At 67.5% G+C, this 23,950-nt stretch carries 21 protein-coding genes; 11 read left to right on the plus strand and 10 right to left on the minus strand.

The genetic code is table 11. The features are described from left to right. Positions 1–12: 12 nt before the first annotated feature. Positions 13–615: a 3'-5' exonuclease gene (locus tag ACFXQA_RS08025; RefSeq protein WP_394519294.1), complete on the minus strand. Its 603-nt coding sequence runs from the start codon at positions 613–615 to the stop codon at positions 13–15. Positions 616–701: 86 nt separating this feature from the next. On the opposite strand from ACFXQA_RS08025, the gene ychF reads away from it, so the two are divergent. The 3 genes from ychF (at position 702) to ACFXQA_RS08040 (ending at position 4,941) form a co-directional block, all read left to right on the plus strand. Then, entirely contained in the window at positions 702–1,793 is a 1,092-nt protein-coding gene (gene ychF / locus ACFXQA_RS08030) for a redox-regulated ATPase YchF (protein WP_394519295.1), read from the plus strand. Between the two features lie 694 nt (positions 1,794–2,487). Further along, complete coding sequence (locus ACFXQA_RS08035; protein ID WP_394519296.1) at positions 2,488–3,258, plus strand: alpha/beta fold hydrolase; 771 nt, start codon at positions 2,488–2,490, stop codon at positions 3,256–3,258. A 30-nt stretch (positions 3,259–3,288) separates the two neighbouring features. Beyond that, positions 3,289–4,941 (plus strand): ABC-F family ATP-binding cassette domain-containing protein, encoded by a 1,653-nt coding sequence (locus ACFXQA_RS08040; protein ID WP_394519297.1) that lies wholly within the window; start codon positions 3,289–3,291, stop codon positions 4,939–4,941. 6 nt (positions 4,942–4,947) lie between these two features. On the opposite strand, the gene ACFXQA_RS08045 is transcribed toward ACFXQA_RS08040, so the two are convergent. Then, positions 4,948–5,295 carry a LysR family transcriptional regulator gene (locus tag ACFXQA_RS08045; protein ID WP_394519298.1) on the minus strand — a complete coding sequence of 116 codons (348 nt, stop codon included), beginning with the start codon at positions 5,293–5,295 and terminating at the stop codon, positions 4,948–4,950. Positions 5,296–5,354: 59 nt separating this feature from the next. Between ACFXQA_RS08045 and ACFXQA_RS08050 the strand changes: the two genes are divergently transcribed. The 4 genes from ACFXQA_RS08050 to ACFXQA_RS08065 all read left to right on the plus strand — a co-directional run bounded on the left by ACFXQA_RS08050 (position 5,355) and on the right by ACFXQA_RS08065 (position 12,062). Further along, positions 5,355–6,119, plus strand: a complete 765-nt coding sequence (locus ACFXQA_RS08050; RefSeq protein WP_394519299.1) for a formylglycine-generating enzyme family protein — start codon at positions 5,355–5,357, stop codon at positions 6,117–6,119. A 547-nt stretch (positions 6,120–6,666) separates the two neighbouring features. Next, positions 6,667–10,095, plus strand: coding sequence for a midas domain-containing protein (locus tag ACFXQA_RS08055; protein WP_394519300.1), 3,429 nt, complete (start codon positions 6,667–6,669; stop codon positions 10,093–10,095). A gap of 144 nt (positions 10,096–10,239) precedes the next feature. Next, complete coding sequence (locus ACFXQA_RS08060; RefSeq protein WP_394519301.1) at positions 10,240–11,028, plus strand: DUF5819 family protein; 789 nt, start codon at positions 10,240–10,242, stop codon at positions 11,026–11,028. 86 nt (positions 11,029–11,114) lie between these two features. Then, positions 11,115–12,062, plus strand: coding sequence for an HTTM domain-containing protein (locus tag ACFXQA_RS08065; protein WP_394519302.1), 948 nt, complete (start codon positions 11,115–11,117; stop codon positions 12,060–12,062). Here the strand turns inward: ACFXQA_RS08065 and ACFXQA_RS08070 are convergent. From ACFXQA_RS08070 to ACFXQA_RS08090, 5 genes are all read right to left on the minus strand, one after another. After that, a complete protein-coding gene (locus ACFXQA_RS08070; RefSeq protein ID WP_394519303.1) occupies positions 12,048–13,430 on the minus strand; it encodes an SPFH domain-containing protein in 1,383 nt (460 codons plus the stop codon). The two genes, ACFXQA_RS08065 and ACFXQA_RS08070, sit on opposite strands and share 15 nt — an antisense overlap. Positions 13,431–13,571: 141 nt before the next feature. After that, on the minus strand, positions 13,572–13,733 hold the full coding sequence (locus ACFXQA_RS08075) for a hypothetical protein (protein WP_394519304.1): 162 nt from the start codon (positions 13,731–13,733) through the stop codon (positions 13,572–13,574). Between the two features lie 76 nt (positions 13,734–13,809). Beyond that, positions 13,810–14,541: a glycosyltransferase family 2 protein gene (locus tag ACFXQA_RS08080; protein WP_394519305.1), complete on the minus strand. Its 732-nt coding sequence runs from the start codon at positions 14,539–14,541 to the stop codon at positions 13,810–13,812. Beyond that, on the minus strand, positions 14,538–15,884 hold the full coding sequence (locus ACFXQA_RS08085; RefSeq protein WP_394519306.1) for a PIG-L family deacetylase: 1,347 nt from the start codon (positions 15,882–15,884) through the stop codon (positions 14,538–14,540). Before ACFXQA_RS08085 ends, ACFXQA_RS08080 begins: the two co-directional genes overlap by 4 nt. Continuing rightward, on the minus strand, positions 15,881–16,957 hold the full coding sequence (locus ACFXQA_RS08090; RefSeq protein WP_394519307.1) for an acyl-CoA dehydrogenase family protein: 1,077 nt from the start codon (positions 16,955–16,957) through the stop codon (positions 15,881–15,883). Before ACFXQA_RS08090 ends, ACFXQA_RS08085 begins: the two co-directional genes overlap by 4 nt. 86 nt (positions 16,958–17,043) lie before the next feature. Here ACFXQA_RS08090 and ACFXQA_RS08095 point away from each other — a divergent pair, with 86 nt between their 5' ends. Together ACFXQA_RS08095 and chrA are read left to right on the plus strand one after the other, a co-directional pair. Then, a complete protein-coding gene (locus ACFXQA_RS08095) occupies positions 17,044–17,445 on the plus strand; it encodes an arsenate reductase ArsC (RefSeq protein ID WP_394519308.1) in 402 nt (133 codons plus the stop codon). Between the two features lie 3 nt (positions 17,446–17,448). Continuing rightward, the gene (gene chrA, locus ACFXQA_RS08100) at positions 17,449–18,639 is read left to right on the plus strand and encodes a chromate efflux transporter (RefSeq protein ID WP_394519309.1); all 1,191 of its coding nucleotides are present in this window, start codon (positions 17,449–17,451) and stop codon (positions 18,637–18,639) included. Between the two features lie 27 nt (positions 18,640–18,666). Here the strand turns inward: chrA and ACFXQA_RS08105 are convergent, their stop codons facing one another. After that, positions 18,667–19,278: a TetR/AcrR family transcriptional regulator gene (locus ACFXQA_RS08105; protein ID WP_394519310.1), complete on the minus strand. Its 612-nt coding sequence runs from the start codon at positions 19,276–19,278 to the stop codon at positions 18,667–18,669. Positions 19,279–19,332: 54 nt separating this feature from the next. Between ACFXQA_RS08105 and ACFXQA_RS08110 the strand changes: the two genes are divergently transcribed. Continuing rightward, complete coding sequence (locus tag ACFXQA_RS08110; protein ID WP_394519311.1) at positions 19,333–20,130, plus strand: SDR family NAD(P)-dependent oxidoreductase; 798 nt, start codon at positions 19,333–19,335, stop codon at positions 20,128–20,130. After that, positions 20,130–21,098 carry an SDR family NAD(P)-dependent oxidoreductase gene (locus tag ACFXQA_RS08115; protein ID WP_394519312.1) on the plus strand — a complete coding sequence of 323 codons (969 nt, stop codon included), beginning with the start codon at positions 20,130–20,132 and terminating at the stop codon, positions 21,096–21,098. The genes ACFXQA_RS08110 and ACFXQA_RS08115 overlap by 1 nt, the downstream gene beginning before the upstream one ends. Here the strand turns inward: ACFXQA_RS08115 and ACFXQA_RS08120 are convergent. Then, a complete protein-coding gene (locus tag ACFXQA_RS08120) occupies positions 21,091–21,981 on the minus strand; it encodes an SMP-30/gluconolactonase/LRE family protein (RefSeq protein ID WP_394519313.1) in 891 nt (296 codons plus the stop codon). The two genes, ACFXQA_RS08115 and ACFXQA_RS08120, sit on opposite strands and share 8 nt — an antisense overlap. Further along, the gene (locus ACFXQA_RS08125) at positions 21,971–23,779 is read right to left on the minus strand and encodes a glycoside hydrolase family 15 protein (protein WP_394519314.1); all 1,809 of its coding nucleotides are present in this window, start codon (positions 23,777–23,779) and stop codon (positions 21,971–21,973) included. Before ACFXQA_RS08125 ends, ACFXQA_RS08120 begins: the two co-directional genes overlap by 11 nt. Positions 23,780–23,950 lie beyond the last annotated feature (171 nt).

The raw sequence follows: 23,950 nt of genomic DNA on the forward strand, positions 1-23,950 counted from the left end.
TCCGACATCGGGTCACGCCACGGCGGCGAGGAGGGGAACGCGCTGCTCGGCGGTGATCTGCGAGACGCGCACACCGGCTGCGGCGGCGAGTTCGCCGATATCGGCGGCACCGGCCCGCCGTGCCGCGTCGATGACGATGTGGGCGCAGGCGAGCGAATCGGCGACCGCGTCGTGATGGGCGAACCCGGTGAAGCCCGCTTCGGCGGCGACGAAGGGCAGACGGTACGACGCGAGGTCGTAGGTCTTTCGCGCGACCTGGAGGCTGCACAGGTAGCGGTAGGGCGGGCAGACGTCGCCCGTCGCCTCGCACGCGCGGCGGAGGACGGCCATGTCGAAGCCGGCGTTGTGGGCGACCAGGATGTCGGCGCCCGCGAACGCCGCCAGCTCGGTGAGCTGGGCCGACCAGCCGAGAGCGTCGGCGCAGTCTTCTCGCCGAATGCCGTGGATGCCCGTGTTGAAGTCGAGGAACTCGTCGTGCCCGGGCGGCGGCTGGATCAACCAGCCGGCGGTGGCGACGACACGGCCGTCGCGCACCCGGGTCAGTCCCACCGAGCACGCCGAGGCGTTGCTGGAGTTCGCCGTCTCGAAGTCGATCGCGGTGAAGTCCAGGGCCACGGATCCAGGTTCTCCGGCGGTCGCCCGGTTCGGGGGAGGCGCGCCGCCGCGGGCGCAACTCCGGGCCCCGCCTAGACTTGGTGCCCGTGGCTCTTACCATCGCGATCGTAGGACTGCCCAATGTCGGCAAGTCCACCCTGTTCAACGCTCTGACGAAGAGTTCGGTCCTCGCAGCGAACTACCCGTTCGCCACGATCGAACCGAACGTCGGTGTGGTAAACCTCCCCGACCCCCGGCTCGACCAGCTCGCCGAGGTCTTCTCGAGCGAGCGGACGGTGCCGGCTGCTGTGTCGTTCGTCGACATCGCCGGCATCGTGCGCGGCGCTTCTGAGGGTGAAGGGCTGGGCAACCAGTTCCTGGCGAACATCCGCGAAGCCGACGCGATCGCACAGGTCGTGCGCGGCTTCGCCGACGACGACGTCGTGCACGTCGAAGGTGCGGTGAACCCGCAGAACGACATGGAGACGATCAACGCCGAGCTTCAGCTCGCCGATCTCCAGACGCTCGAGAAGGCGATGACCCGGTACGAGAAAGAGGTCAGGGGAAAGAAGATCGACCCGGTCGTGCTCGAGACCGCCGTCGCCGCGCAGAATGCGCTGCAGCGCGGAGAGGTGCTGTCGGCCAGCGGCCTCGACCTCGCGCCCATCCGTGAACTCGGACTGCTCACCGCCAAGCCCTTCATCTTCGTCTTCAACGTCGACGAAGCAGTGCTGACGGATGCTGCGCGCAAGGCCGAACTCGCGGCCCTGGTCGCGCCCGCCCAGGCCGTCTTCCTCGACGCGAAGATCGAGTCGGAGCTCATCGATCTCGACCCCGAAGACGCGGCCGAGCTGCTCGCTTCGACCGGTCAGGAGGAGTCGGGCCTCGACCAGCTCGCCCGCATCGGATTCTCGACGCTCGGACTGCAGACCTACCTCACGGCGGGGCCCAAGGAATCGCGGGCCTGGACCATTCCGCAGGGATCGAAGGCGCCGCAGGCGGCCGGTGTCATCCACACCGACTTCGAAAAGGGGTTCATCAAGGCCGAGGTCATCTCGTTCGCCGACCTCATGGCGACCGGATCGGTCGCGGAGGCCCGCGCGAAGGGCAAGGCCCGCCTCGAGGGCAAGGACTACGTGATGCAGGACGGCGACGTCGTGGAGTTCCGCTTCGGAAATACATCTGGCGGCTCGAAGTAGGATGCCGAGTCTCGTCTGTCCGCTGTGCGGATTGGGTCAAAATCCCGCAGGCCCAGGCGTGGCATCGTCGCGGGAGCGGCCCAGCGACTCATGGACTTCTCGGTGGGTTCCATTCATCGAGGACCTTCGCGGTGAGCCGCAACGACTGGTGCACCCCCGATGCTTTGCGACTGATACTGACATCGAGGCTCTCGTGTCGCTCATCGCCGCGCACGACACAAAGATCCGCGAAGAGCTTTCTCGCTTCCGGCGAGCGTGATCGACGGCGACGTCGTGGAGTTCCGGCCCAATAACTGAGCTGGCCAGGTTAAGCCGACGCTCGCCGCACCAACTCAGGCTGGATCGCGCCGTCGGCCACTGCACCCGCGTGATTCCGCGCCTCTGCGCGGTGGTCGCCGCGTTGAGCCTGAGTTAGTGCAGCGGAGTGGGGTCGTCGGCGCCTCGCACGGCTCGCTGGGCTGGGTTAGTGCAGTTGGGTGCCCCCCGCGGCCGCACCGCCCGCCCTCCGCACTAACTCAGGCTGGATCGCGCCGCCGGTCACAGCACCCGCGTGATTCCGCGCCTGTGCGCCGCGCTCGCCGTATTCAGCCTGAGTTAGTGCAGCGGGGCGGGCCGCAGGCGGCGGTTGCAGCCCACTGAGGTAGCCCAGCGGGGGCGTCCGTCACCGTCCCAGGGCATCAGGGAGAATGGAAGCATGTCGATCAGCGCGCCCCAGACCTTCGAGCCCGATGGCCGTTCCATTCCCTTCATCGACGAGGGGGAGGGGCACCTGCTGATGCTCCTGCCCGGGCTCGGGCTGAGCATCACCTCGCTCGGCACCCTCGCTCACGTGCTCGAGGAGGAGGGATTCCGCATCCTCCGCATCGGCGTTCGCGCGCAGCCGGCCGACACCGCAGCGCTGACGCTGCACGACCTGTCGAGCGATGTCGTCGACGTGCTCGACTCCCTCGGCATCGACAGGGCCTGGATCGGCGGGCATGGGTTCGGTGGAGCCCTCGCGCGCACGATCGCCCGCGATCACGCCGGTCGGGTCGAGGGGCTCGTCCTGCTCGGCGTCGAGAGTTCCGAGCTGCCCGCCGACGGGGTCGTCGAGGCGCAGAATGAGGCGTTCGCCGCGGAGACCAGAGTCGAAGCGATCCGCGTGCTGGCGGGCGACGCGGTCGACCCGACGTTCGCGTGGAACGTGTTCTCGCGCTCGCGCGATGTCGGTGCCCGGGCGCTGCAAGCATCCGCTCTCGCTGCGACGCCGGCGGATGATTGGGAGCCGCTGCCCGACAGCATCCCCGTGAACATCGTCCAGGGCGCCGACGACCGGGTGAACCCGCCGTCGCACGCTGAGGCCCTCCGCGCGACTGCCCCGACACGGGCCAGCCTTGCCACCATCGAGGGCGGCGGGCATCTGTTCGTACTCACGCACCCGGGCGAGATCGGCGCCGAGATCGAGGACTACCTCGGCTGGGATTGAGCCGAGCACCGCTGACGACAGGATGAGACGATGACCGCGACACTCGTGGCTCGCGGCGTAGCCGGCGGTTACGGCCACCGCACGCTTTTCGACGGGCTCGACCTGACCCTCGCTCCGGGCGATGTGGTGGGCGTCGTCGGCGCGAACGGCGCGGGCAAGTCCACGCTGCTGCGCCTGCTCGCGGGTATCGACGAACCGCAAGCCGGGTCGATCGCCCTCGCTCCTGCCGATGCCTTCGTCGGCTGGCTGCCGCAGGAGCACGAGCGTCTCGCCGGTGAGACGGTCGCCCAGTACGTCGGTCGTCGCACGGGGTGCACGCGCGCCACAGAGGAGATGGATGGTGCGGCGGCCGCGCTCGCGGATCCACCGCCCCTGATCGACGGCGTCGATCCTGCCGACGTCTATTCGGCCGCGCTGGAAAGGTGGCTCGCGAGCGGCGCGGCCGACCTGGAGGAGCGGCTCCCGGCCGTGCTCGCCGACCTCGGCCTCGAGCTCGCGGGCGAGACGGAAATGACCTCTCTGTCGGGTGGCCAGGCCGCCCGAGTCGGATTGGCGGCGCTGCTTCTCTCGCGTTTCGACATCGTTCTGCTCGACGAGCCCACCAACGATCTCGACCTCGACGGCCTCGAGCGGCTCGAGGCGTTCGTCCGTGGGCTCCGCGGCGGGGTGGCTCTCGTCAGCCACGACCGCGAGTTTCTGGCACGCTGCGTGACACGCGTGCTGGAACTCGATCTGGCGCAGGCCTCGAACCGTGTTTTCGGCGGAGGCTACGACGCCTATCTCGAGGAGCGCGCCACAGTGCGTCGCCATCAACGCGAGAAGTACGACGAGTTCGCCGAGAAGAAGGCCGACCTCGTCGGTCGCGCACGCACTCAGCGCGAGTGGTCGAGCCAGGGCGTGCGCAACGCGATGAAGAAGTCGCCCGACAACGACAAGATCCGGCGCAAAGCGGCGACCGAGTCGAGCGAGAAGCAGGCGCAGAAGGTGCGGCAGATGGAAAGCCGCATCGCGCGGCTCGACGAGGTGGATGAACCCCGCAAAGAATGGCAGTTGGAGTTCACCATCGGGGCAGCTCCCCGCTCGAGTTCCGTGGTGTCGACCCTGAGTTCCGCCGTGTTGAAGCAGGGCGCGTTCACGCTCGGCCCCGTGTCGGTGCAGGTGAACGCCGGGGAGCGGATCGGCATCACCGGGCCTAACGGCGCCGGAAAATCGACGCTGCTCCGCGCGCTCCTCGGCACTCAGACACCGACCGCCGGCACGGCCAGCCTCGGCGCGAACGTGCAGATCGGCGAGATCGATCAGGCGCGGGCGCTCCTTGCCGGGTCCGTTGCGCTCACTGAAGCGTTCTCGGCGCTGGTTCCCGACATGGCGCCGGGGGAGGTGCGCACTCTGCTCGCCAAATTCGGTCTGAAGGCCGATCACGTCAATCGTCCGGTCGATGAGCTTTCTCCCGGAGAACGCACCCGCGCGGGGCTGGCGCTCCTCCAGGCGCGGGGAGTGAACGTGCTCGTACTCGACGAGCCGACGAACCATCTCGACCTCGCCGCCATCGAGCAGCTCGAGCAGGCGCTGGAGACCTACGAGGGCACGCTGCTTCTGGTGACACACGACCGTCGGATGCTGACCGCCGTCCAGACCGATCGGCACTGGCGTGTCGAAGCGGGGCAGGTCACCGAGGTGTGACGAGGGCTACCGCCCCTGACGCTTCTTGAACGGCTTGGGCTCACCCTTGACCACCGGTGCGCGTCCTTTTCCTTTCGACGCCTTGGCCTTGCCTCCCGCGGGGGCAGGCGATCGCTCCGAGGTCGGCGTCTCGGCGATCTGCCGTCGCGCCTCGTCGAGGAAGACTTCTCCCGCGGCGGTCAGGCTGGTCTTGCCGTTCTCGCGCGTGAAGAGCGGGTGTCCTACCTCGGCCTCGACCTTCTCGATGCCCGAATAGAGGGCGGGCAGAGAAATACCGAGCGTTTCGGCGGCGCGCGGGAAGTGCAGTTCTTCGGCGGCGGCGACGAACCGGACGAGGGATTGAAGACGGCTCACCCTTCGAATCTAGCCGGGGCTCCGCCCGAGGTCCTGTGCGTACCTGCCAGACTGCCGAGATGACCGACGTCGAGATGGCCCGAATCGAGGCGGGAATGGTGGGGCTGCACGACGCGCGGCGCAAGCTGCGATGGTCGGTCGCGCTCGAGCCGTTCGAGATCGGGGTCTATCCCGTCACCCAGCAGCAGCTTGCCGAGATCATCGGTGAACCCGCGCCGCATCCGAGGCGCCCCGCCACCGAGGTGAGCTGGCTGCGCACGATCCGCTTCTGCAACGCCCTGTCGGAGTGGGAGGGACTCGATGCCGCCTACACGTTCGACGGGGAAGACGTCACGTGGCACGTCGATTCCGACGGGTATCGACTTCCTACGGAGGCCGAGTGGGAGTTCGCCTGCCGAGCGGGCTCGAACGGACCGCACTACGGCCCGCTCGCTGAGGTCGCGTGGACGAGTGCCGACGGCGTGACGACTCCGCAGGATGTGGGCGGAAAGCATCCGAACCTCAACGGCCTCTTCGACACCCTCGGAAACGTGTGGGAGTGGTGCTGGAACCTTCTCGACCCGGCGCGGTACGACTCTTACCGCGTCTTCCGTGGCGGCGGTTTCGCCGACGACGCGTGGTCGGTGCGCGCATCCACGCGGAGAGGCGGGCCGCATCGAGCCAGTCAAGACGACGTCGGGTTCCGATTGGCCCGGGGTGGATTCGACGGTACGGATGCTGCGCAGGGGTGGTCTGCAGCGATTGATGCGGGACGCGGATCGGACGACGGCCTCTCACCGTTGGGGTGGACACCGCGGGGGCGAAGGCCGGAAACACGGGCATAAACCACCATATGCCGAATTTGGCATGCTGTGGGTGCGGCGTCGTGAAGTCAGCAGAATCTGGCTTGTCTGCGCGTGGGTCGCTTCTGCCCCGGGACTCGACTCTCCGAAAAGTCGACTACTTAACTTCCGTCCAACATGTCCCCCGAACGGGGGACATGTGACTAGGCTGTCCCGGTCGGGCTACCCTCACTGTCAAGCACAAGGATGCCCCCTCCGTGGCAGTGAGGGTCGCTCAGACATCTGCTCGAAACCGTTGTCCCGGGAGTTCCCGCCTCGAGTTTCGAGCCTCGCGGATCAGGATCTTCGGGGTGATGCGCGTACACGCTAGCTCGTAGGTGACCAACCGTCGTTAGCAGATCTGAAACGCCGGATCAACCGTAAGAGTTCGGTTTCTCGTACCGGTTTGTTATCCGTAATGTAATCGGCGCGGTGCTCGGGGGGGCCTGATAGCCGGAGGTTCATGGTGCGAAGCGCCGATGACCACACAGCAGGTGCACGACTTTTTTCGCTCAAGAACAACGGGGGCCGTTTCATTGCGGTCGCCGCTGTGAGCGCTATCTTTTTGTTCGGCGGGGCCCAGGGGGCCTACGCCACGGGCGGCGGTGAGACACCCCCGCCTACGACGTCGACTGACGCGCCGGGGACCACCGACGCGACCGACTCGACTGATTCGACGGACACCAAGGACTCGACCGAAGCTCACGACTCCACGGATTCGACCGACTCGACCGAGGCTCACGACTCGACGGACACCAAGGACTCGACCGAAGCTCACGACTCCACGGATTCGACCGACTCGACCGAAGCTCACGACTCGACGGATTCGACGGACACCAAGGACTCGACCGAAGCTCAGGACTCCGCGGATTCGACTGAGGCTCACGATTCGACGGATTCGACGGACACGAAGGATTCGACTGAGGCTCACGATTCGACGGATTCGACGGACACCAAGGACTCGACTGAGGCTCACGACTCGACGGATTCGACCGAGGCTCACGACTCGACGGATTCGACGGACACGAAGGACTCGACCGAGGCTCACGACTCGACGGATTCGACCGATTCGACGGACACGAAGGATTCGACAGAGGCTCACGACTCGACGGATTCGACCGATTCGACGGACACGAAGGATTCGACCGAGGCTCACGACTCGACGGACACGAAGGACTCGACCGAGGCTCACGACTCGACGGATTCAACCGATTCGACGGACACCAAGGATTCGACAGAGGCGCACGACTCGACGGACACGAAGGACTCGACCGAGGCTCACGATTCGACGGATTCGACGGATTCGACGGACACGAAGGACTCGACCGAGGCTCACGATTCGACCGACTCGACCGACTCGACGGACACCAAGGACTCGACCGAAGCTCAGGACTCCACGGATTCGACTGAGGCTCACGATTCGACGGACACGAAGGATTCGACTGAGGCTCACGACTCGACGGATTCGACCGACACCAAGGACTCGACTGAGGCTCATGACTCGACGGATTCGACCGAGGCTCACGACTCGACGGATTCGACGGACACGAAGGACTCGACCGAGGCTCACGACTCGACGGATTCGACCGATTCGACGGACACGAAGGATTCGACAGAGGCGCACGACTCGACGGACACGAAGGACTCGACCGAGGCTCACGATTCGACGGATTCGACGGACACGAAGGACTCGACCGAGGCTCACGATTCGACCGATTCGACCGACTCGACCGACTCGACGGACACCAAGGACTCGACCGAAGCTCAGGACTCCACGGATTCGACTGAGGCTCACGATTCGACGGACACGAAGGATTCGACTGAGGCTCACGACTCGACGGATTCGACCGACACCAAGGATTCGACTGAGGCTCACGACTCGACGGATTCGACGGACTCGACCGAGGCTCACGACTCGACCGACTCGACCGACTCGACCGACTCGACGGACACGAAGGACTCGACCGAAGCTCACGACTCCACGGATTCAACTGAGGCGCACGACTCGACGGATTCGACGGACACGAAGGATTCGACCGAAGCGCACGACTCGACCGACTCGACGGATTCGACGGACACGAAGGACTCGACCGAAGCGCACGACTCGACGGACTCGACCGACTCGACTGAGGCTCACGACTCGACGGATTCGACCGACTCGACGGACACCAAGGACTCGACGGATTCGACCGACTCGACCGAAGCTCACGACTCGACGGATTCGACCGAGGCTCACGATTCGACCGATTCGACGGATTCGACGGATTCGACGGACACGAAGGATTCGACTGAGGCTCACGATTCGACCGACTCGACGGACACCAAGGACTCGACCGAAGCTCACGACTCGACGGATTCGACCGATTCGACCGATTCGACCGATTCGACCGACACCAAGGATTCGACTGAGGCGCACGATTCGACGGATTCGACCGACACCAAGGACTCGACCGAAGCTCAGGACTCCACGGATTCGACTGAGGCGCACGATTCGACGGATTCGACCGACTCGACGGACACCAAGGATTCGACTGAGGCTCACGACTCGACGGATTCGACGGACTCGACCGACTCGACGGATTCGACGGACTCGACCGACTCGACGGACTCGACCGACTCGACCGACTCGACGGACACCAAGGACTCGACCGAAGCTCACGACTCGACGGATTCGACGGACACGAAGGATTCGACCGAGGCTCACGATTCGACCGACTCGACGGACACGAAGGATTCGACGGAGGCTCACGACTCGACGGATTCGACGGAGGCTCACGACTCCACGGATTCGACGGAGGCGCACGACTCGACGGATTCGACCGATTCGACCGACACCAAGGATTCAACTGAGGCTCACGACTCGACGGATTCGACCGACTCGACCGAGGCTCACGACTCCACGGATTCGACGGATTCGACGGACACCAAGGACTCGACCGAAGCTCACGACTCCACGGATTCGACCGATTCGACGGATTCGACCGACTCGACCGAGGCTCACGACTCGACCGATTCGACGGACTCGACGGACACCAAGGACTCGACCGAAGCTCAGGACTCCACGGATTCGACTGAGGCGCACGACTCGACGGATTCGGCCGACTCGACGGACACCAAGGATTCGACTGAGGCGCACGACTCCACGGACTCCACGGACTCCACGGACTCGACCGAGGCGCACGACTCGACGGATTCGACCGAGGCGCACGATTCGACGGATTCGACCGAGGCGCACGATTCGACGGATTCGACTGAGGCGCACGACTCGACTGATTCGACGGACTCGACCGAGGCGCATGATTCGACGGACTCGACCGAGGCGCACGACTCGACGGACTCGACCGAGGCTCACGACTCGACGGACTCGACCGAGGCTCACGACTCGACGGACTCCACCGAGGCCCACGACTCGACGGACTCGACCGAGGCGCACGACTCCACCGACTCCACCGATTCGACCGATTCGACTGATTCGACGGATTCGTCTGACTCGATCGACGCATCCGATTCCTCCGACTCGACCGACGCGCCCGCATCGGTGAAGTCGCAGCCCTACAGTGCCGCCGGCGGCCTCGCTGTCACCGGGCTCGAGATGGATGGCCCGCTGGCCTCCGGATTCGCGCTCGCTCTGATCATCGGCGGCGCGATCCTGATGATCGTGCGGCGGCGGTCTGGGGAGAACGAGCCTTCGCTGGCCACTGCATCTGTCCCCGACGCGCGGCCGACCGAGCGCGGCGACGGGACTGGGTGGCGCATGGCGGCAGGTTCGCTCTCGCTCCACGGCTCTCCGCCGGTGCGGGCCCGATCGCTGCCGGCGACGGCTCGACCCGCACAGGGGGTGAGGCCTCTCTTCGAGTCCCGGAAGACACCGACGCGGGGCCGGCCGGGCCACGACGTTCGTGGCGATAGTCCACCGCTGCTCAGTCGTCTGCGCGCATTCTTCACTCGAACGCACCCCACGGAGAAACGGCAGAACTGACGCCCGGCGGCGCTGACCTCACGGTCGGTGCCTGACCTCCTCACCCGTCCTCGATAGCGCTATCCGCTGACCCGGAGGGGCTGCACGCACACGCGTCAGCGCCTCCGGGCCAGAGGGCGGCGCGCAACCCGGCAATGGAACACCGTGAAGAACCAGAAGAAGGCGCGGAAGGCGCAGGCCGCCCCACCGCAGAAAAGTCGAGGTCGCGCGACCGCGACCATCGGCACCCTCGCGATCGTCGCGGGCTACGTGTTCGTCAGCGGCGCTTTCACGATGCCGCCCACGCCCGCTCAGGCGGCGGTCGAGAACGTGTTCGCTCCCTACTTCTCGCAGCGGTGGGACGTCTTCGCGCCGAACATCCTCAAGACCAACAGCTCTCTCGAGCTGCAGGCGCAGTGGCGCGACGCTGATGGTGAACTCGTTCACAGCGACTGGGTAGGGGCGACCGACATGGAACTCGGGGCCGTCAAAGGCTCCAGCTTCTCGTCGCGGATCTCGAAGAACACGGTCAATGCGGTCGGCACCTACATCACACGCTACGAGGAGTTGTCCGAGGAACAGCAGGAGCGCGTCGAAGACACGTTCATCGAGGTGACGGACGATGGCGGCTTCTCTCCGATCGCCGACGACGAACTCGTCAGCGAGCTGACCGACCTGGGCGACGACAACGAAGCAGACGTCATCCGTTTCATGCGTTACGACTACATGCTCGGCCGTTACGCCGACGCCTTCGCCGAAGCGCATTTCGGCGAAGAGGTCGAACGCGTGCGGTGGCGCATCCGTTTCGATCGGCCGAACGATTTCGAGGAGCGATTCGAGTCGCGGGTGAAGCCGACGTCGTACATCACCTTCGGATGGCGTCAGCCCTCGGGCGATCCCGCCGACGATACCGCCGCCGTGTTCGACGACGTACTGGGGAGGTACGAGCCGTGAGTGTGAAGAATCGCGGGAGAGCGACCAGGCCCACTCGGGCGGACCAAGGGTCGTCGACTGGCGCCTGGACCCGTTTGCAGGACTGGTTGACGGGCGTCCCCCACGCGACGGTGAGCTTTTCGCTGCTGCGGATCATCTTCGGCATCAGCATGCTGATCGTTCTGATTCCCAGCTTCGCCGACCGCCAGTACCTCTGGGGTGTGGGATCGCGGTGGATCGACCCGGAAGCGCGCCGTCGGGGGTGGTTCGAGCCGCTGCGCATGGTGTTCTCCAAAGACAGCGCGCTGTGGTTCGACGTCGCCTACTTCGTGTTGATCGCGTTGGTTCTGGTGTTCATCATCGGGTTCAAAACCCGCTGGGTGACGCCGGTGCTGCTGGTGTTCTGGGTGGGACTGTCGACGAACAGCACCCTCCTCACCAACGGCGGCGACGTGCTGATGCGCATCGTGCTGCTGTTCGCGGTCTTCGCGAACTTGAGCCAGCATTTCTCCGTAGACGCCTGGCTGCGAAGGCGAGCGGAGGCGAGAGGCGTTGTTCGTGCGCGGCGGTTCGAGTGGATCAGCCCGTGGATGCACAACACGGTGCTCATTCTCTGCTGCTACCAGATTCTGCTGGTGTATCTCGTCTCGTCGATCCTGAAACTTCAGGGGGACGAATGGCTGCAGGGGTCGGCGCTGTACTACTCGCTGGTCATCGAGGAGTTCCGCATCTTCCCGGCACTGAGCGACACCGTCTGGCAGTCGACGCCGCTCGTCATGCTCGGCACCTGGCTTGCGCTCGGCGTGCAGCTGTTGTTCCCCGTGGCCCTTCTGTGGAAGCCGAGCCGCTACGTGGCCGTCGTACTCATCACGGGGATCCACCTCGGTATCGCCGTGCTTCTGGGTCTGTGGCCGTTCTCGCTGGCGATGATCGCGCTCGACCTGCTTCTGATCCGCGACGGGTCGTGGACGCACGCGTGGGGCCTCGTCCGCAGAACGGTCACCGCCCGCGCACGAAAGGCGGGGACGAGGCCCGCGCTGTCACGCGTCGGTTGACACGCCCGGAGCCGCGACGGTTTCAGACGGTCGACGAGCGGATCCTTCGGCGAAGGCCTCGCCGATCGCCCGGCCCTGAATGATCGAGCTGAGGTCGATGCCCGTCGCCGCCTTGACGGCGTCGAACGAGGCGCGCAGCCCCATGGCCGATTCGCTGGCGAGGTGGCTGCTCGCGCCCTCGCCGCCGAGCACGGTGATCGAACCGACCTTGTCGTAGCCCTTGGCGAACTCGGTCATCATCGGCACGAGCGTCTCGAGTGCACGCTGGGCCAGCAGTGCCTGCTGGTTCTTCGACAGTGCCTCGGCCTCGGCGCTGATAGCCGATGCTCGCGCTTCACCGGTGAGGCGCAGCGCGTCTGCTTCAGCCTCGGCGCGCAGGCGGACGGCCGTCGCTTCCTGGGCAGCGATCTGAGCCCGGGCTTCGGATGCCTTCACTTGCGAGTAGGCCTCGGCGTCAGCATCCTGCTTGCGCTGGTAGAGGTCGGCGTCGGCCACTCGGCTGACCTCCGACTCGAGGCGGGCCTGCGTGTTCTGGGCTTCTTGGACGAGAACGGCCTGCTGGCGCTCGGCGCGGGCGAGGGCTTCGGCCTGCTCGGCCTCGGCGTTCGCGCGACCGACCTCGGCCTTGGCGGCGGCGTTGTTCTTGTCGAGGGCGGTCTGCTCGATGAGGTTGGCCTCGTCGGTCGCGATCTGGCGGGCGCGGACTTCGCGGACCGCGTTGATGCGGGCGACCTCGGCCTCACGCTTGACGCGCTCGACCTCGGTGGCGCCGAGGGCGGCGATGTAGCCGTTCAAGTCGGTGATGCCCTGGATCTGGAAAGAGTCGAGGATCAGACCCTGCGAAGAAAGGTCTTGCTTGATGCCCTCGGCGATCTGGTCGGACAGGCGCTGGCGGTCGCGCATCAGCTCTTCGACAGTCAGCGTGGCGACGACACCGCGAAGGGCACCCTCGAGCTGCTCGGTCGTGAACTGTTCGATCGCCTTGTCTTGCGACGCGAACCGCTCAGCGGCACGGCGCACCGATTCGGGGTCGGATCCGATCTTCACGAGAGCAACACCGCTCACGTTGACGGTGACGCCGGTGGAGGATTGCGCGGTCGGCTCGAATTTGATCTGGCGTGCGCGCAGCGAGATCATCTCGGCGCGCTGGGTCAGCGGGTTCACGATCGCGCCGCCGCCGGTGATCACGGTGATCCGCGACGACGTGACCCCGTCGGTGTTCTTCTGGCGCTTACCGACGATCACCAGGGCTTCGTCGGCCTTCGCCACGCGGTACCACGCGCGGATGAGGATCGCCCCGAGCACGAGAGCGGCGACGACCACCGCCACGGCAATCAGAACCAGTACGCCGATTGCTGCAAACTCCATGGGGTCTCCTCCGTCGTGCGTCGATATCGACGCGGCGGTGTGCCGGCCACGACCCAATCTATCTGTCACCTGTGACGCACCGTCAACCGATCCCGGCGTGACGCGCTCTTCTCCGGCCGCCGCATCGGGGGTGCGACCCCGTCAGCGAGAGGAATCTTCTCCCAGGTCGGTGTCGGTGTACTCGCCGGGCACGACGTCGTTCTTGTGACTGTCGCGACCGTCTTCGGTCTCGATGTCGGTGTACTCGCCCTCGTTGGTGGTGGCGCGCTTCGCTGCGTCGTCCGAACCCTTGCGATCGGTCATCGCCGTCTCCTTTGAATGTGGGGATTCGTACGCTACGCCCCGCCGCACGGGCCCGCACCACCTTGACAGATGCGCCTCACCCGTCGGCGGTGCCGGGATTTCCCGCGGCCGCGAGCGGAACGAGATCCTCGCGCAGATAGCGCGCGTACCCGCCCGGGGTGCGTCCCTGCGTTCGGCCGCTGGTGCGCACGCTGGCGTCGGCGGATGCGGCGACCCGCGCGCCGTGCGACGTCGCCCGCTCGACGAGCCTCACGTCTTCGTGCTCGGCGATCGGCTCGAAGCCTCCTGCCGCGAGGAGTGTCGACAGCCGCATACCGAGGTTGGCGCCGTGCACATGACCATTCGCCGTGCCGGGGACGTGGGTGGCACGCCACGCCTGCGCGCGGTCTTCGTCGAGGTCGCGGAAGTCGGGGTGCACGGTGCCGATCACGACATCCGTTCCCCGCGCAGCCAGCTCCCGTTGCTGTGTCAGCCAGTTCTCGGGCACGACCGAATCGGCGTCGGTGTGTGCCGTCCAGACTGCGGCGGGCGGGACGTCGGACAGAAGGGCGAGTGCGGCGGTGACCCCCGCGGCTCGGGCCGCGCCGACGCTTCTCGCTTCGATGAAGACCGTTTCGACGTCGCGGACGGCGGCGATCGACGGTGATCCGTCGGTGCACGCGTCGAGCACGACGACGACGACGATCCGCAGGCCCCGCGCATGACGCGCGGCCCGTTCGATCGACACCAAGCACGCGTCGAGCAACTCCTCTTCGTCGTGCACGGGCACGATCACGGCGATGGCCGAGACGTCGTCGACCGCGGTCACGCCAGACCTTCTCTCTCAGCCACCGACGCCGACCTCACCGTGAACACTTCGAGAAGAAAATCGGCCTCCTCGTGACGGACGAGACGATGCATGCCGAGAGCGTGCGCCAGCTCGAGGTGCACGCGGTCACCCGACGACGGCGCGTCATCGATCGGTCGTCGCCAGTGACACGCGACGACGACGCCGTCGGGGGTCAGAGATCTCCGGATGCTGCGGGCGAGGCCCTCGCGGTCGGTTCGGCCCAAGTAGTAGGCCAGCTCAGAGACCACGATGAGATCGAAAACGCCGTCGGGCCACTCGGCGGGTAGGCGACGCTGTGCGATCCGCACGTTGTCGAGTCCGGCGGTGCGCGAGACCGCGGCGCTCACAGCGTGGGCAGACCCGTCCACGGCGAGGAGGTCGCCGCATCGGGGGGCCAAGTCGGCCGTCGTCACTCCGGTCGCGCATCCGAGCTCGAGGGCGGTGTCGAAGAAGGGGCGGGGGAGCGCGGCGAGGAGAACAGCGCGTTTGCGCTGTTCGTACCAGCGGGTGTCGAAGCCCCACGGGTCGTCGTGGCGTTGGAAGAAGTCGTCGAACGCAGCGACGCCGACGCTCGCCTCGAGGGGTGCCGGAGCCGTGACGAACACCTCCGTCGCGCGCAGGAAGTGGGCGCGCATGCCGTCGTGGACGGTCGGCCCGCCGTCAGGACCATCGGACTGCCGCGCGACCTGGGTGCGATGACGGCCGATCGCCACCGACTTCGCGTGGAGCTCAGCATCCGTCAACTCCACCTTCTGCCACGCGGAGGTATCCGCGTCGGCGGGGGTGCCCCAGTGCCAGAACCAGATGGGGTACCCGATGACCTCGATCGATGCACCGGCGAGGTCGATCGCGATCTCGCCGAGCACGCGGTGGTCGCGGTGTCCGTCGCCCCACCACGGCGCCGCCAGCAGAATCCTCGTCCCGGCGACGCCCGCCATCATGCCGCGGATCGTCTCCGCGATCTCCTCGCGTTGTTCCCGGACACGTCCGTCGGTGAACCCGAGGAAGACGAGCGACGCCGACGGTGCGAGGTCGGCCACCGCATCGACGACCTCGCGCCGTCGCTCGCGGCGGAGCGCGTCGCCGTCGTCGGAAGACGGATGCGAGGCGCCACCGTCGGTGACGACGATGACCGTCACCGGCACGCCGTTCGTTTGGCATCGGGCGAGCAGACCGCCGGCTCCCAGCGTCTCGTCGTCGGGGTGCGCCGAGAGGATCACCACAGCGTCGGCCTCCAGCGGCAACGGGGGAGACGATCGCCAGGGGGCCGCATCGGCCCACTCCGCTTCGAGGGTTCCCGGGTCGCGATGATCGAACGTCACGCCCACGACGCACCGAGCTTTCGTCCGAGGCTCGCCAGGTCGCGGAGTCCGTGGTGCTGCCTCAAGTAGATGCGCAGGTCGGCGACCCGTCTTGCGTGACTCTCGTCGGTGGTGAGGGGGCCGGGCCCGAGGGAGCGATCCGTGACGGCGATGATCCGTTCCGCCGCATCCGCCACCGTCGCGCGCACGCGGTGCGCGATGACGGCCGGTGCCGCGTCTCCCGCCTGCGCCTCGCGGTCCACGCGCGCGGCCGCATCGGCGAGTACGGTGCGAGCGACCCACGCCGCAGCATCCGCCTCTCCGGCAGCCGCGGCCGCGATCTGGTCCGCCCGGTCATGGGCGGCCGCGCCGATGACGGCGTGCACGAGGGGGAGCGTCGCGCCCCACCACACGGCGGCGACCCCCACGCCGCCCCATGCGAAGCCGGGGCGTTGCAGGTACCACGCGTTCCCTCCCACAGGCGCGGCAGCGGCGTCGTCGAAGTCGACCGGTGCGCTGACCACCTGCGCCAACCCTCTCGAGACCCAGGGGCCGCCTCTCGCGTGCACTCCGGGTGCGCGCAGATCGACGGCGAACAGTCGTCGCTCATTGCTGCTTGTCCACGCCGTGACGAGGGAGTGGCTCAGGTGACCGGCCAAGGAGCACCAGGGCTTCGTGCCCGACAACGTCCATCGGTCGCCGACCTGCCGCGCGTGGAGCGAGACGCCGCTTCCCTCCGCGGCGAAGACGCCCCACGTTGCGTCCTCTCCGGCGCCGACCTCGTTGCGCACCCCGTCGACATCGGTGACGGCGGCCGCCTGCGTCAGGATCTGGAGCGCGTCGACGTGGGGTTCCAGCATCCGGGCGCCCGCAACATCGACCGCCGCCGCGGCGGCCAGCGCTTCCCAGGTCGCCGAGGTCTGCGGGGCCGATGCGACCGCCGCGCCCGTCGCCCGCACCCAGCCGAGAGTGCCCTCGACGTCGAGACCGAAGCCCGGAGTCTCGCGGGCGGTGAGAGCGACCGAGGTCGCCAGAGGCGAGGGGCCCGTCGCGCCGAGACCGAGGGGGAGTCCGGCAGAGATCGGGTCGTCCATGGCGCGAGCCTAAGCAGAACGCACGGCCCGCGTTTCGGGATTGCCCACTCTGCACTCGGCTGATATCCATTCGGCATACTGGTGACGTGACCAACCCGACCGTCTTGTTCGTCTGTGTCCACAACGCCGGCCGCTCGCAGATGGCGGCGGGCTATCTCCAGGCGCTCGCCGGAGACCGCGTCGACGTGCGTTCGGCGGGTTCTGAACCGAAGGACGAGATCAATCCCGTGGCCATCGCGGCGATGGCCGAGGAAGGCATCGACATCGCCGGCGGCAGCCCGAAGGTCTTGACGGTCGACGCGGTGCGCGAGTCCGACGTCGTCATCACGATGGGATGCGGCGACGCCTGCCCGATCTTCCCCGGCAAGCGCTACGAGGACTGGGAGCTCGACGACCCGGCCGGCCAAGGCATCGAGGCCGTACGCCCGATTCGCGACGACATCCGCGCGCGCGTCGAGGCGCTCATCGCGTCGCTCTCACCGAGCTGAACCGTGCCGCGGCCAGGCACGGTCGGCGAGGTCTTCGCCGTCTTCGCCAAGCTCGGAGTGACGTCGTTCGGCGGGCCGGTCGCGCACCTCGGCTATTTCCGTGACGAGCTGGTGACCCGACGGCGCTGGCTCGACGACGAGCGATACGCCGACCTGGTCGCACTCTGCCAGTTCCTCCCAGGGCCCGCGTCGAGCCAGGTCGGATTCGCGATGGGGATGCTGCGCGCCGGCGTCGGCGGTGCGCTCGCCGCCTTCATCGCGTTCACCTTGCCGTCGGCGGCGCTGATGATCGCCTTCGCGTTCGGGGCCGAGTTTCTGCGCGGACCCCTCGGGGGCGGGATCATCGAGGGTCTGAAGGTCGTCGCGGTCGCGATCGTCGCACAGGCCGTGTGGGGTATGGCGAAGACGCTGACGCCCGACCGTCGACGCGCCGGGATCGCCGTGGCCGCCGCGGTGATCGCGGTCGTCGCGTTCGGAGCGGCCGGTCAGATCGTCGCGATCGTGCTGGGTGGCCTCGCGGGCCTGTGGCTCTGCCGATCGAAGGATGGCACCGCGGCGGGGTCGCTGACATTTCCGGTGTCACGCGTCGTCGGCGGGATCTGCCTGGCGACGCTGGCGATGCTCCTGATCGCGCTCCCCGTGTCCGCCGCGCTCACCGGGAACGGCGCCGTGGCACTCGCAGACGCCTTCTTCCGCGCGGGCGCCCTGGTCTTCGGGGGCGGACACGTGGTGCTGCCGCTGCTCGACGCCGGTGTCGTGCAGACGGGCTGGGTGACGCCGGAGCAGTTCCTTGCGGGATACGGAGTCGCCCAGGCGATGCCCGGCCCCCTGTTCACCTTCGCGGGCTACCTCGGGGCGCTGTCGGGCGTCGGCCCGGGAGGAGTCGTCGGAGGGGTGCTCGCGCTGGCGGCCGTCTTCGTGCCGGGGTTTCTGCTGCTGGTCGGGGTGATGCCGTTCTGGAACGTCCTGCGCGCACGGCCGTGGGCCGGCGCTGTCCTCCGCGGCGCCAGCGCGTCGGTCGTCGGCATCCTGGCGGCGGCTCTCTACGACCCCGTTTTCGTCTCGGCCGTCATCGACGGCTGGACATTCGCACTCGCCCTGGTCTGCTTCGTGCTGCTGACATCGTGGCGCGTCGCGCCGTGGATCGTCGTGCTGGTGGGCGCGGCGGGCGGCGTGCTGCTCGCGTTCGTGTGAAGCGCCGTCGCGGATCCGATTCGGCGGCTACGCCGACGTGGCCACTCGGTGGAGAGGCGCGAGAGCGTTATCGAGCGCGGCCTCCAAGGGCCAGGCGGATCCCTCGGGCTGGCTGAGGACGAGACCGCCCTGAATCGCGGCCAGGATGACCGTCGCGATCCGCTGCGCGTCGGCTGATCCATCCACGATGCCGGCGCTCTGCATCCGCTGCACCCCGTCGGCCAGGGCCCCGCGCCACACCCTCATGGCCTCGGCGATCATGCTCGCCAGCTCGGGATCGGTTGTGGCCGCCTGCGTCGCGAGCGAACCGATGGGGCACGCCCAGCGGCCGCGGCCGATGTAGTACTCCACCAGCCGCGCGCGCCACCGCTCCCACGACTCCCACGACCCGAGATCCCCGATGTCGGGCTCCTGGGCCTCCCGCAGCTGCCGTTCTTCCCAGTGGGCGACCTCGCGAACCAGTTCGGCTTTACCGCCGGGGAAGTAGTGGAAGAGCTGGCTCTTACTGGTCAGGGTGGCCGCTCGCACGGTGTCGAGCGTGGTGCCGCCGATTCCGGAAGCGAGGATCTGCTCGCCGGTGGCTTCGATGATCCGCTGACGGGTCTGTCGTCCGCGCTCAGTCGTTGCGGTGGCAGCCATGCCGTCACTATAGCTTAATGGACCAATGAGTCCAGTGTGTGTTAGGAATGGACCATGAAGTCCAATACCGAAATCCTCCAATCCCTTCCCTCCGATTCCCGTCTTGCCGGGCGCACCGCGGTCGTGACGGGCTCCAGCAGCGGCATCGGCGAGGCCATCGCCCGTGTGCTTGCCGCATCCGGAGCCACCGTGGTCGTCAACGGCCGTGACGCGGGCCGAGCGCAGGTGGTCGTCGACGCGATCGTCGCCGCCGGGGGAGCGGCTCACGTGGTCGTGGCCGATCTGGCGGGCACCCCCGACGATCTCCGCTCTTTCGCCCGCTCCGCCACAGAGATACTCGGTGGTCGCGTCGACATCCTCGTCAACAACGCCGGTATCTACCCAGTGCCCCCGACGCCCGGTCTCTCTGACAGCGACCTCGACGCGGTATTGATGACGAACGTACGGGCACCGCACGTGCTCGTGGCAGAACTGGCCCCCGCCATGGCGGAGCGGGGCACCGGGGCGATCGTCAACATCGGCTCCTGGATGTCGCGGGTCGGCCTCCCCTTCGGCGCGATGTACACCGCGTCGAAGGCCGCACTCGAGCAGATGACCCGAACCTGGGCGGCCGAGTTCGGGCCGCGCGGCGTCAACGTGAATACCGTCGCGCCCGGCGCGACGAGCACTCCGGGCAACGCCGACAGTGCGGAAGCGCTCGCGGTGATGACCGCTGCCACCGCCGCCGGCCGACCCGTTCGCCCCGTGGATGTCGCTTTCGCAGTTCGCTACCTTGCATCGGATGAGGCGTCGTTCGTGCACGGCAGCGTGCTCGATGTCGACGGCGGCATCGCCCACACCCGAGTCGGCTGATGCAGACCCGTACCTTCGGTCCGGATGCCTCCGCACTCGACGTGGTGGAAGGTCTCGACCTGGGTGGCAGGTCGGCGATCGTGACGGGATCGAGCTCCGGCATCGGCGTTGAAACCGCGCGGGCGTTCGCAACCGCGGGCGCGAACGTGACTCTTGCGGTCAGGGATATCGATGCCGGTCGACGAACCGCTGCATCCCTCCGCGCCGCGACCGGCAATTCTGCGATCGATGTCGTCGAGCTGGACCTCGCCGATCTCGCGTCCGTGCGATCGTTCTCGGCATCGTGGTCCGGCCCGCTCCACTTCTTGATCACCAACGCGGGGATCATGCACGCGCCCGAGCTCCGCACGGATGCGGGCTGGGAGATGCACATGGCCGTCAATCACCTGGGTCACTTCGCGCTCGCCACCGAACTGCTTCCCGCGCTCGCCGAAGCGGGAGACGCGCGCATCGTCTCCGTCAGTTCGAGCGGACACGCATCGAGCGGCATTCGCTTCGACGACATGTTCTTCCAGCGAGACGTGTACGATCCGGGACTCGCGTACGGGCAATCGAAGACCGCGAACGTGCTCTTCGCCCTCGAGGCGACGAAACGCTGGGCGCCGTACGGCGTCACCGCCGCCGCGGTCATGCCGGGCGGCATCTGGACCAACCTGCAGCGGTACTGGGACCCCGTCTTCCTCGCGGACATGAAACGTCGATACCCGACGAAGACTCCTGCGCAAGGGGCGGCGACCTCTGTCTGGGCTTCGACCAGGGCCGAGGTGACCCCCGGTGGGCCCGTGTACTTCGAGGACTGCCGCCCCGCGCGCGTGGTGACGTCGATCCCGGATGGTCTGCACGGCGTGTTGCCGCATGCGCTCGACCCGGCCGCCGCGGAAAGACTGTGGAACGTCTCGGCCGAACTCGTCGGGGGAGCTCGCAACCGAGAGGGGAGCTTGCTTCGCGAGGGCGGCGGCTTCAGATAGAGGCGGATGCTTCGCCGAAAACGCCGACGGGTCGACCCGCGACGTCGAGGTCGAACGTGAACAGCGAGCCGCTGAGGGGCGCGGCGGCCAGATCGGACTCGGTGAGGTTCTCGCGGGCGGAGCCGACGAACAGGGTGCGACGATCGGGCCCGCCGACGGCGACCGACGTGAGGTTGGGGGCGGGAACCCGCAGGGTCATCGTGACCTCCCCGTCCCGGCTCCAGCGCAGCACCTCACCGGCGCCGTAGACGGCGTTCCAGAAGCATCCGTCCTCGTCGCGAACCAGGCCGTCGGAGTCGTACCCGCGCAAATACGGCTCGAACTCGCCGAGCTCGCCGCGCGCGGGACCGTAGGGCGCGCGATACACGGTCTTGGTCGACGTGTCGGTCACGTACATCTCGCGGCCGTCGCCCGACCACTCGAAACCGTTGGCGACACCGAAGCCGCCGCGAAGGAGTCGCGGCTCGTCGCCCTCCGCGAAAGCGTAGAGCGCTGCGTCGGGTTCGCCAGAGGTCATGTTCATACCCCCGACGATGAACCGCCCGAACGGATCGACCTTGCCCTCGTTGAACCGGATCCCCGCATGGGCATGCTCGATCTCGGCAAGCGTCGCGACGATGGCACCGTCGCCGTCGAGGGTCACGATGCGGTCCTTCAGCGCCGCCACGTATCCGCCGCCCCGAGCCGGTTGCACCGCACTCACCGGCGCCGGCAGTTCGACCACCCGGTCTCGCGAACCGTCGACAGGGTCACCGAGATGCGCGCGATGAAAGGTGCCGGCGGTGATGTCGACCCACGCGACCTCGTCGTGGCGATCGTCCCAGAAGATGCTCTCCACGAGCACCGAGTTCAGGCGTCGGAAGACCTGCGGTTCATCGTTCATCGAGAAGCTCCGGGGGAACGAGGTCGCGGATGGTCAGAGCGGCGCTGACGAGAGCGAGGTGGCTGAGCGCCTGCGGCAGATTGCCCCACGATTCGCCGTCGGCCTCGGCGATCATCTCGGCGTAGACACCCACGTCGTTGCCACGGGTGACGAGGTCGTCCATGGCGGCGACGGCCTCGTCGTGGCGGCCGACGCACGCGAGGGTCGCCGCACGCCAGAAGGCGCAGGCGACGAACGTGTGCTCCTCCTGGTCGACCCCGGTGTAGCGGTAGATCAAGTTGCCGGCACCGAGGTCACGGGTGATCGCGTCGATGGTGGACGACATCCGCTCGCCCCGGTCGAAGCCGCTCGGACCGTGCAGCAGAACCGACGCGTCGAGGTCTGTCGTGCCCGGATACATGACGTAGGCCTGAGCCTCTTCCGACCAGCCGTGCTCGTCGACCCAGAGGCGTACGCGATCGCGCTCGGCGGCCCACCGGGCGGCACTGCCGGGGATCTGCCCCGCTTCGGCCAGTGACACCGCATCGTTCAGGGCCTGCCAGCATCCCATCTTCGACGAGGTGTAGTGACGCACCTCGGGAAGCTCCCACATGCCGGAGTCGGGGTTGCGCCACAGATCGCAGACGCGGTCGGCCATGTCGGCCAGCATGCGGCCCGTGGCGACGTCGAGGATGTTGCCCGAATCCACGTACGTGCGGCAGATCGCGAAGAGGTCGCCGTACACGCCCAGCTGCAACTGGCCCTGGGCGGGGTTCCCCGTCACGACGGGGCCGATCCCGCGGTAGCCGGCGACGTCGAACTTCTGCACCTCGGTCTTGGTCTCGCCGCGCAGCGTGTACATCACGTGCAGATCGGGCCCGTTCTCGCGAATCGTCCGGAGCAGCCACGAGATCGCCGCGTGGGTCTCTTCGCGGAGGCCGAACAGAATGAGCGCGTGCGCGGCGTAGGCGAGGTCGCGCACCCACGCGAAGCGGTAGTCCCAGTTCTTGCCGCCGGCGGGGTTCTCGGGCAGCGACGTGGTCGCCGCGGCGGCCATCGAACCCGTGGGGGAGTAGACGAGAAGTTTGAGCGCGAGCGCACTGCGTTGCACATCGCGCGCCCAGGGACCCTCGTACGAGAACTCCCGCGACCAGTCGCGCCACCCCTCGATCGTGCGGTCGATGCCGCGGTCGACGTTGTCGGGATCGGGAAGGTGGAGGGGCTCGTCGTCGGTCGCGGCGAGCACGATGAGGTGGCGGGATTCGTCGGCCGTGGTGAATCGGCCGCGCATGCTCGGCCCCTCGACGGTTCCCGACTCCGAGTCGTCGCGACCGTGGTTCTTGCCCACGACGGCGAAAGAGATCTGGCCGACGCGCATGACGCAGGCCCCGTCGATGTCTTCGATCCACGGGGAGGCGGTCTGCAACTGGGTGCCCGGCTGCACGATCCACTCGAACGCGACCTCGCCCTCGATGCCGTCGATGCGGCGGGCGAGTTCTGCCCAGGGCAGACGCCCGGCGACGCCGGTGACCATGGCGTCGGTCACCTTGGCCTTCCCCGTCGCGGTGGTGAACGTGGTCTCGAGCACGTTGGTGCGCGGGATGTAGCGCCGCGTCACCTCGTAGTCGTCGGAGGGGTGCAGATCGATCGCTCCGCCGGTCTCGGGATCGAGCAGACGCGCGAACACCGGGAGCGAATCGAGGTTCGGGAGCGGCATCCAGTCGATCTGACCGTGCATCCCCACGAGAGCAACGGTCCGCCCATCGCCGATGGGGGCGTACGAACTCAGGGGCTCAGCAAGAACAGGGTTGTCGGGCACTCTTCCACCGTAGGAGGCGAGGAGCCCGGGGCGACGGGCTTGCGTGAACCACCTCGCGGGTCTAGCCGGGCTCCCTAACAACGAACGGATGCTTCGACAACCCCCGAGCCCGCCGCCCGAGCCGGGTCTAGCGTCGAGCACGAAACCCCGTTACGAACGTGAGGAGACATC

This window comes from Microbacterium shimangi (genome assembly GCF_043556445.1).
GTDB lineage: Bacteria > Actinomycetota > Actinomycetes > Actinomycetales > Microbacteriaceae > Microbacterium.

Excerpts from the sequence above, each read along its gene's own strand:
- ACFXQA_RS08035 (WP_394519296.1), top strand. The coding sequence starts at position 2,488 with ATGTCGATCAGCGCGCCCCAGACCTTCGAGCCCGATGGCCGTTCCATT.
- ACFXQA_RS08040 (WP_394519297.1), top strand. The coding sequence starts at position 3,289 with ATGACCGCGACACTCGTGGCTCGCGGCGTAGCCGGCGGTTACGGCCAC.
- ACFXQA_RS08050 (WP_394519299.1), top strand. The coding sequence starts at position 5,355 with ATGACCGACGTCGAGATGGCCCGAATCGAGGCGGGAATGGTGGGGCTG.
- ACFXQA_RS08070 (WP_394519303.1), bottom strand. The coding sequence starts at position 13,430 with ATGGAGTTTGCAGCAATCGGCGTACTGGTTCTGATTGCCGTGGCGGTG.
- ACFXQA_RS08075 (WP_394519304.1), bottom strand. The coding sequence starts at position 13,733 with ATGACCGATCGCAAGGGTTCGGACGACGCAGCGAAGCGCGCCACCACC.
- ACFXQA_RS08090 (WP_394519307.1), bottom strand. The coding sequence starts at position 16,957 with ATGGACGACCCGATCTCTGCCGGACTCCCCCTCGGTCTCGGCGCGACG.
- ACFXQA_RS08105 (WP_394519310.1), bottom strand. The coding sequence starts at position 19,278 with ATGGCTGCCACCGCAACGACTGAGCGCGGACGACAGACCCGTCAGCGG.
- ACFXQA_RS08110 (WP_394519311.1), top strand. The coding sequence starts at position 19,333 with ATGAAGTCCAATACCGAAATCCTCCAATCCCTTCCCTCCGATTCCCGT.
- ACFXQA_RS08115 (WP_394519312.1), top strand. The coding sequence starts at position 20,130 with ATGCAGACCCGTACCTTCGGTCCGGATGCCTCCGCACTCGACGTGGTG.
- ACFXQA_RS08120 (WP_394519313.1), bottom strand. The coding sequence starts at position 21,981 with ATGAACGATGAACCGCAGGTCTTCCGACGCCTGAACTCGGTGCTCGTG.